The sequence below is a fragment of the Methyloceanibacter sp. genome, assembly GCF_051306395.1.
GTDB lineage: Bacteria > Pseudomonadota > Alphaproteobacteria > Rhizobiales > Methyloligellaceae > Methyloceanibacter.
The window spans coordinates 1-8,274 of record NZ_JBPPND010000034.1; the positions used below are offsets into that span (position 1 = coordinate 1).

The following is an 8,274-nucleotide window of genomic DNA, read 5'->3' on the forward strand; positions in this document are numbered from 1 at the left end:
CTCCACGACCGGAACTACTTCTCCACGCGGTTCTACAACACGCAGAGCCTGCTGCGCCAAGACGAGGAGTTCTCCGAAGCGACGGTCTATCCGATCATCGATTACGACTACATCGTCGACACCCACATTGTCGGTGGCGAGCTCAGCTTCAACTCCAACGTCATGGCGTTCTCGAGCGACGACGGCACCGACTCGAACCGGTTCATCATGGAAGCGAACTGGCGGCGCCAACTGATCGACGGTATCGGCCAAGTGTTCACACCGTTCGGACGCCTGCGCGGCGACATCTACAGCGTCGACGAGCCGAGCGTGCTCGAGCTGGGCGGCAGCGAAGACCTCGTGACCCCGGATCCGGAAGACGGCGCCATCTGGCGCGGCAACGCCGTCGCCGGCATGGAATATCGCTATCCGTTCATCACGACGACCGGCGCCATCACCCATACCGTGGAGCCGATCGGACAGATCATCGCGCGGCCCGACTCTCTCGGCGACCAGCAGGAGATTCCCAACGAGGATGCGTTGAGCCTCGTGTTCGACGACACGATCCTGTTCGATATCGACAAGTTCTCCGGCTACGACCGCATCGAGACCGGCACCCGCGCCAATGTCGGCGTGCGCTACACCGCACAGCTCGTCTCGGGTGCCTATGCCCGCGCCGTGTTCGGTCAGAGCTATCAGATTGCCGGGCAGAACGAGTTCGACACCGACTTCTACCGGACCAGCGGCCTCGCGACCGATACCTCCGACTACGTCTCGGGCCTCTACCTGCAGGCGACCCAGAACATCTCCTTCACCGCGCAGCAGCGCTTCGATCAGGACACCCTCGATGTCGAGCGTACCGATCTCGGGTCTTGGGTTCGCTACGGTCCGCTGCAAGCGCGCGTCAACTATGCCGACGTGCCCGGCGAAGTTCCGGGGGGAGCGCCACCTCATATCGTGAGCAACACTGACCGCGAAGAAATTGTTCTCGGCGGTGCGCTAGCCATCACCAACGAATGGTGGGCACTCGGCAACCTGCGTTACGACATCGAGGGGGACCAGACCATCACCGACGGTCTTGGCCTCCGCTATCAGGACGACTGCTTCAAGATCGACGTCACCTATCAGCGGTCCTTCATCAAGGATCAGGACATCGAGCCGGATCAGCGTTTCCTCGTGAACTTCGCCCTGAAATATCTGGGTAGCTACTCCGTCGCCAGCGAGGCTTTCGGCACGTTCGGCGCGGATGGATCGGACCTCAATGAGTAGCGCGGCCCTCTATCTAGTGCGCGGTCTTGCGCTTTTCGCCGCCCTCGTGTCCGCGGGTCTGTTTGCCACGCCGCCCGGCCGCGCCCAGGAAGTTTCCATCAAGATCCTGGTCAACGACGATCCGATCTCGGATTACGACATCGCGCAACGCGAGCGCTTCTTGGCGCTCACCACGAAGGAGCAGCCGAGCCCCGAGCTTAAAAAGAAATCGACGGACATGCTCATCGACGAGCACCTTCAGATCCAGGAGGGTCGGAAGCTCGGAGTCACGCCCGACGAGGAGGACGTCACCAAGATTGTCGACGACATGGCCAGCAAGAACGGTCTCGACGTCGCCGGCCTCACCACGGCTCTCGGCAAGGCGGGCGTCAACGTGAAGACCCTCAAGGACCGCATCCGGGCGCAACTCGTCTGGCAAAGCGTGGTGCGGCAGAAATTCGCCCGCGAGGTTCAGATTGGCGACGTCGACGTCGATCAGGCATTGGCCGATTCCGGCGAAGACGAGGCGCAATCCTCTGTGCAGGTTCAGCAGGTGAGGCTGGAACTCCCCAGCGGCGCCGACCAGCGCGTCCTTGCCGCCAAGCTGGCCGCGGCCGAGGCCATGCGCGCCCGGTTCACCGGCTGCGCCAACGTCCCGGATATGGCCAAGGGAGTCGAAGGGGCAACAGTCAAGACCCTGCTGGAGCAACAGGCCACGAACCTCGCCCAGCCCGCCCGGCTCTTGGTCCAGAATGCAAAAGTCGGGCAAATGACCCCGCCCACCGTATCGCGCTCGGCGGTCGAGCTCTATGCGGTTTGCGGCAATCGGGCCGTCAGCAGCGACGGCTCGGTCCGCGAGACGACCCAGCGGAAGCTCATGAACGAGGAGATGATGATCCGCGCCGAGCGCCTCTTGCGCGATCTTCGCCAGGACGCCTTCGTCGAATACCGCTGAGGGCGGTTTTCATGCTAGGCCCTTGATTCATGGGTCCTACCGCCAAACCGCTCGCCCTCACCCTCGGCGATCCCGCCGGAATAGGGCCTGACGTCACCCTACTTGCCTTTGCCGCGCGGAACCGCGAGGCGATACCGCCATTCGTCCTGATCGGTGACGAGACCGTGCTGGCCGAGCGTGCCGAATCGTTGGGCCTTTCCATTCCCATCGCCAAGATTGCCGCGCCTGCGGACGCCGCTCAAATTTTCCCCGATGCCCTTCCCGTATTGCCCACAGCGGTCTCGGGCCCGGTCGTGGCGGGACAACCGAGCCTCGAGGCCATGGACGCCGTCAAGCGTTCCATCGAGATCGCCGTCGCCCTGGTGCAAGATGGCGAGGCGCGTGCGGTGGTCACAAACCCGGTGTCGAAGTCGCATCTCTATCGCGCAGGCTTCGCGTTTCCGGGACACACGGAATATCTCGCCTCGCTGGCGTCCGGCGATGCCACCCCGCTCCACCCGGTGATGATGCTGGTGGCCGGTCCGTTTAAGGTGGTGCCGACGACCATCCACATCCCCCTGAAGGACGTCGAGCGCACTCTCACGCGCGATCTGCTCGCCGAGACCATCAAGATCACCAACCGCGATCTCCGCCGCTTCTTCGGCTACGACCGGCCTAGGCTCGCGGTCAGCGGCCTCAACCCTCACGCGGGCGAGCAGGGCAGTCTCGGCCGTGAAGAGGTGGAGATCATCGAGCCGGTCATCGCCGAAGCGCGGGCCGAAGGTCTCGACGTGTCGGGGCCCTACCCCGCCGACACGCTGTTCCACGAGGCCGCGCGCGAGCGTTACGACGCGGCGATCTGCATGTATCACGACCAGGCGCTGGTGCCGTTCAAGACGCTCGCCTTCGAGGAAGGGGTGAACGTGACGCTGGGGCTTCCCTTCGTGCGGACCTCGCCGGACCACGGCACAGCTTTCGACATCGCGGGGACCGGAAAAACAAATCCGCGCAGTCTGATCGAGGCGCTGCGCTTGGCCTCCGCCATGAGCCAGACCGCGGCCGACGAGGCCTAACCAAATGACCGCGCCCGACGGCCTGCCCCCTTTGCGCGATGTCATCCGCGCGTCCGGCCTCACCGCCAAGAAGAACCTCGGCCAGAACTTCCTGCTCGACCTCAATCTGACCCGCCGCATTGCCAGGGCTGCGGGCCCGCTCGAGGGCGTTACCGTGGTCGAAGTGGGCCCCGGGCCGGGCGGCCTCACGCGCGCATTGCTGCTGGAAGGCGCGGAAAAGGTTATCGCTATCGAACGCGACGACCGCTGCCTTCCGGCGCTTCAAGAGATTGCCGCGGCTTATCCCGGCCGGCTGGAGATCGTCGCGGGCGATGCGCGGGAGGTCGACTACGCGGCGCTGCCTCTCGGCTCTCGTGCCCGCCTCATCGCCAACCTGCCCTATAGCGTCGGCACGCCGCTTCTCATCGGCTGGCTCAAGACATCGCCATGGCCTCCGTGGTTCGACCGTCTCGTGCTCATGTTCCAGAAGGAGGTCGCCGACCGCATCGTCGCCAAGCCGCGCACCAAGGACTATGGCCGTCTTGCCGTGCTGGCGCAGTGGCGCACGGAGCCCCGTATCCTGTTCTCGCTGCCGCGCGATGCCTTCACGCCGAAGCCGAAGGTCGCCTCCGCCGTGGTCGCGTTCACCCCCCGCGACCGGCCAGAGCCCCCTTGCGATGTGGGTGCGCTGGAGCGCGTCACGGCCGCCGCGTTCGGCCAGCGGCGCAAGATGCTGCGCGCGAGCTTGCGCCAGATCACGCCGGATGCGGAGGGTCTTCTGGAAGCGCTCGGCCTCGATCCCAAGGCCCGCGCGGAAGAATTGCAGATCGGCGATTTCTGCCGCATCGCCAACGCGCTCGGGGCTCAAAAGAGCGGGTTAGATTAGAGCTGCTTCAACAGTCCCTGCACGAACCCGTCCAGCCCCGTGAGCCGGGCGTGTTTGAGCCGCTCCGCCGCGAGGATGGCGTGTACCGCCGCCACGGAACGCTCCACATCGAAATTGACCAGCACATAGTCGTACTCGCCCCAATGCTGGATCTCGTTGCTGGCGCCGCGCATGCGCCGGACGACCACTTCCTCGGAATCTTGGGCGCGGGTCTTCAGACGCTCTTCCAGCGCACGCGCCGACGGCGGCAGCACGAAGACCGACACCACGTCGTTCTTGGCGGAGTCGCGCAAGGCCGTGGCGCCCTGCCAATCCACGTCGAACAAGACATCCCGGCCTTCGCCCAAGGACTGCTCCACGGGTCCACGCGTGGTGCCATAATAATTGTCGAACACCACAGCCCATTCCAGAAACGCGCCCTGCTCGCGCATCCGGCTGAAGGTCTGCTTGTCCACGAAATGGTAATCCCTCCCGTCCACCTCGCCGCGGCGCTTCTCGCGCGTGGTGTGGGAGATCGAAGGCGCGATGCCGGTATCCTCGTCGAGCACGCGCCGGGCGATGGTCGTCTTGCCAGCGCCCGACGGCGACGATAGCACCAGCATCAGTCCTCGACGGCCGATCTCATCCATAGGCGGCCTCACTCGATGTTCTGCACCTGCTCGCGAAGCTGATCGATCACCGACTTGAGCTCGAGCCCGATCCGGCTGAGCTCGATGTCAGAGGCTTTCGAGCAGGTCGTGTTGGCTTCCCGATTGAATTCCTGGGCGAGGAATTCGAGCTTGCGGCCCGCGGGCTGACCGCTCGCGATCAGTTCCTTCGTCGCGCTGACATGCGCGCGCAACCGGTCCAGCTCTTCCTGGATGTCCGCCTTGGCGGCAAGCAACAACGCCTCCTGGTGCAAACGCTCGGGCTCGAGCGCAGCACCGGCCTCGCCGAGACGCGCGGTTTGCTCGCGAAGCCGCCCCGCCAACAATTCGGGCTGTCGCGCCACTGCGGCGGCGGCCTGCGCGACCAGCTCGCCGATGGACGCAAGCTGCTTCTCAATCACATCTTGCAGCCGCTCGCCTTCGGATGTGCGCGCCGCAACCAGTTGGTCCAGCGCGGACGCCAGTCCCGCCAGCAGCGCGTCCGTCAGCGCAGCCTGCGACTTTTGGCTCTCCTCAGGCTCCGCGGTTTCCACCACGCCCCGCATCCCGAGCAGCGTGTCGAGCCGCGCGGGCTTCAAGCCGGCAATGTCCTTGGCGCGCTTGGCCACGGCGAGCGCCTGGGCGAGCGCCGTCTCGTTGAGCCGGATTTCCATCTGGCCGCTCTCGCGCCTCACCCCGAGGGTGACGGTGCAATTGCCGCGGGAAAGCCTCTCCTGACATTGCGCCCGCACAGGGGTCTCCAGCCGCTCCAACCCCGAAGGCAGCCGCAAGCGCAAGTCGAGCGAGCGGCCATTGACGCTGCGGATCTCCCAGAACCAGCTCGTATCCCCGTGCACCCCATCGGTGCGGGCGAAGCCGGTCATGCTTTTCAGGGTCATCGCTTTTGCCTCAGGACGTTGGAAGCATGCTCGCGCGCTTTATAGCCGAGTCGCGAGGAAAATCAGGCGTGAAGCCCGATAAAGCCAAAACGGGGTGAACGGGAAAGAGACGCCTAGCGGACCGGATTGCGGTTGGGCAAGGGGATCGGCCCGCCCGCTTCGGCAAGTCCCACCTCTCCCTCGGGCAGCAACGCACCGCGCTCCTCGGCGGCCGCAGCCGCGGCAGCCTCCGCCGCCTGCCGGGCCCTGATCTCGCGCTCGATCTTCCGCCATTTGGCCACGTTGCGATTGTGCTCGGCGAGGGTCGTAGAAAAGATATGACCGCCGTTGCCGGTGGCCACGAAGTACACGTCCTTCGTCTTTGCCGGCTTCAGAACGGCTTCGATCGCGGCGCGGCCGGGATTGCCGATCGGCGTGGGTGGCAAGCCGTTAATCTTGTAGGTGTTGAAGGGGGTTTCACGCTCAAGCTCTTCCCGCGTGATCGGGTGGTCGCGCATGCCCGAGCCGCCGAAGATGCCATAGATAATGGTGGGATCGGATTGCAGACGCATGCCCTTGCGTAGCCGGTTGTGGAACACACCGGCGATGCGAGGGCGCTCCTCGGCGACGCCGGTCTCTTTCTCCACGATGGAAGCGAGGATCACCGCCTCCTCCGGAGTCTTGACCATGATGTCGGGATCACGCTCCTCCCAGACCTTGGCCAGGAATTTCTGATGAGCGAGTTGCATGCGCTGGACGATGTCTTGCCGTGTATCCTTGGAGCCGAAACTGTAGGTGTCCGGCAGCAGCGATCCTTCCGCCGGGACTTCGGGCACCGGACCGTCGAGCTCCGGATTGGCCGCGAGACGCTCCACGACCTGCTGGCTCGTCCACCCTTCCGGGAACGTCACTCTGAATTGGATAGATTTGCCCTCGACCAAGGTGTCAAGGACTTGGCGCATGCTCGCGTGCTTGTCGAATTGGTACTCACCGGCCTTGAGCGTTCCCTGCCCCTTCAGGTGCATGAAGTAGAAGATGCTGGTCATGAAGATGCGCCGGTCCGCGATGACACCTTCGGCCGCGAGCCGGTCCGCAATTCCCGTGGTGCTTTCGCCCTTCGGCACGACAAGGACCGTCGAGACCTCGAGTGGCCCGGGCCGGTCGAACTCCACACGGATGAAATAGAACACGGCCAGGGCCGCGCAGAGCAGAATGAAAACGAAATTGAAGAGCCCGTCGAACATCCGCAGGAACGGATGCGAGTCATCTTCCGGCACCTCCTGTACGGGAGGCTCGGGCGGGCGTTGCGGCTCGAGAGCCTCGGCGGGACTGCGCGGCAGGACATGACCCACGGGCCGTCCAGCCACATGGGCCGCCGGCCGCTGAGGCGCGGGCCCTGGAGCCGGCCTCGGGCCGCGTGGCGGATTACCCGGAGGGGAAGGCGGAGGTGGCGGAGTGTTTCTCGTCGAAGTCATGCTCGATCAGCGCGCGCCCCCGCATAAGTGAATCCACTTTGCGTCGAAATATGGCGAAAGGGAGGTTCGCCTGACAAGCAAAAGGATAACCGATCAGGCGGCGTATCGGCGCATGATCAGCGAGGCATTGGTGCCGCCGAAGCCGAACGAGTTGGAGAGCACCGTGTCGATGGTGCGCGGCCGCGCCTGGTGCGGCACCAGGTCGATCGCCGTCGCCACCGAGGGATTGTCGAGATTGAGCGTCGGCGGCGCAATGTTGTCGCGCAGCGCGAGCACCGAGAAGATGGCCTCGATCGCGCCCGCGGCGCCCAGCAGATGCCCGGTGGCGGACTTGGTCGAGGACATCGAGACCTTCCCAGCGGCATTGCCGAACAAGCGCTCCACAGCGGAGAGTTCTATCTCGTCGCCCATAGGGGTCGAAGTGCCGTGCGCATTGATGTAGTTGATATCGGCCGGATCGATCCCGGCGCGCTTCACCGCGGCCGACATGCAGCGGAAGGCGCCATCACCGTCCTCGGCCGGCGCGGTGATGTGGAAGGCGTCGCCCGAAAGGCCGTAGCCGACGATCTCGGCGTAGATGTTCGCGCCCCTCGCCTTGGCGTGCTCCAGCTCCTCGACCACCACCATGCCGGCGCCCTCGCCCATGACGAACCCGTCACGGTCGCGGTCATAGGGACGGGAGGCCTTCTGCGGCTGATCGTTGAAATTCGTGGATAGCGCGCGGCAGGCGGCGAAGCCCGCAAGCGCCAGACGGCAGATCGGCGACTCCGAACCGCCGGCGAGCATCACATCCGCATCGCCAAACGCCACGAGGCGCGAGGCATCGCCGATGGCGTGCGCCCCCGTGGAGCAGGCGGTGACAACCGCATGGTTCGGGCCTTTCAGGCCGTGCTCGATGGAAACGTAACCGGACGCCAAATTGATGAGACGCCCCGGAATGAAGAAGGGGCTAATCCGGCGCGGGCCCTTCTCGGCGAACAGCAAGGACGCCTTCTCGATACCCTGGAGCCCACCAATACCGGAGCCGATCAGCACGCCGGTACGGATCTGATCCTCGTAGGCGGCTGGCTTCCAGCCCGCGTCCGTCAGCGCCTGGGTCGCGGCGCCCATGGCATAGATTATAAAGTCGTCGACCTTGCGCTGTTCCTTCGGCTCCATCCAATCATTGGGATTGAACGTCCCTTCGGTGCCGTCGC

General features: G+C 64.8%; 8 protein-coding genes. 4 read left to right on the top strand and 4 right to left on the bottom strand.

What is annotated here, in order from left to right:
- From ACSLE4_RS02720 to rsmA, 4 genes are all read left to right on the top strand, one after another.
- A partial coding sequence (locus tag ACSLE4_RS02720; protein WP_435902955.1) for an LPS-assembly protein LptD occupies positions 1–1,248 on the top strand: 1,248 nt, incomplete at its 5' end.
- Positions 1,241–2,182 carry a hypothetical protein gene (locus ACSLE4_RS02725; RefSeq protein WP_435902956.1) on the top strand — a complete coding sequence of 314 codons (942 nt, stop codon included), beginning with the start codon at positions 1,241–1,243 and terminating at the stop codon, positions 2,180–2,182. The genes ACSLE4_RS02720 and ACSLE4_RS02725, both read left to right, overlap by 8 nt.
- 29 nt (positions 2,183–2,211) lie before the next feature.
- Positions 2,212–3,234 carry a 4-hydroxythreonine-4-phosphate dehydrogenase PdxA gene (gene pdxA / locus ACSLE4_RS02730; RefSeq protein WP_435902957.1) on the top strand — a complete coding sequence of 341 codons (1,023 nt, stop codon included), beginning with the start codon at positions 2,212–2,214 and terminating at the stop codon, positions 3,232–3,234.
- Positions 3,235–3,238: 4 nt separating this feature from the next.
- Positions 3,239–4,099 (top strand): 16S rRNA (adenine(1518)-N(6)/adenine(1519)-N(6))-dimethyltransferase RsmA, encoded by an 861-nt coding sequence (gene rsmA / locus ACSLE4_RS02735; RefSeq protein ID WP_435902958.1) that lies wholly within the window; start codon positions 3,239–3,241, stop codon positions 4,097–4,099.
- On the opposite strand, the gene gmk is transcribed toward rsmA, so the two are convergent.
- The 4 genes from gmk to fabF all read right to left on the bottom strand — a co-directional run.
- Positions 4,096–4,728: a guanylate kinase gene (gmk, locus tag ACSLE4_RS02740; RefSeq protein ID WP_435902959.1), complete on the bottom strand. Its 633-nt coding sequence runs from the start codon at positions 4,726–4,728 to the stop codon at positions 4,096–4,098. The genes rsmA and gmk overlap by 4 nt on opposite strands.
- Before the next feature lie 8 nt (positions 4,729–4,736).
- Positions 4,737–5,624 carry a YicC/YloC family endoribonuclease gene (locus ACSLE4_RS02745; protein WP_435902960.1) on the bottom strand — a complete coding sequence of 296 codons (888 nt, stop codon included), beginning with the start codon at positions 5,622–5,624 and terminating at the stop codon, positions 4,737–4,739.
- Between the two features lie 113 nt (positions 5,625–5,737).
- Complete coding sequence (gene mltG / locus ACSLE4_RS02750; protein WP_435902961.1) at positions 5,738–6,970, bottom strand: endolytic transglycosylase MltG; 1,233 nt, start codon at positions 6,968–6,970, stop codon at positions 5,738–5,740.
- Between the two features lie 201 nt (positions 6,971–7,171).
- The coding region (gene fabF / locus ACSLE4_RS02755; RefSeq protein WP_435902962.1) for a beta-ketoacyl-ACP synthase II at positions 7,172–8,274 on the bottom strand (1,103 nt) is incomplete at its 5' end.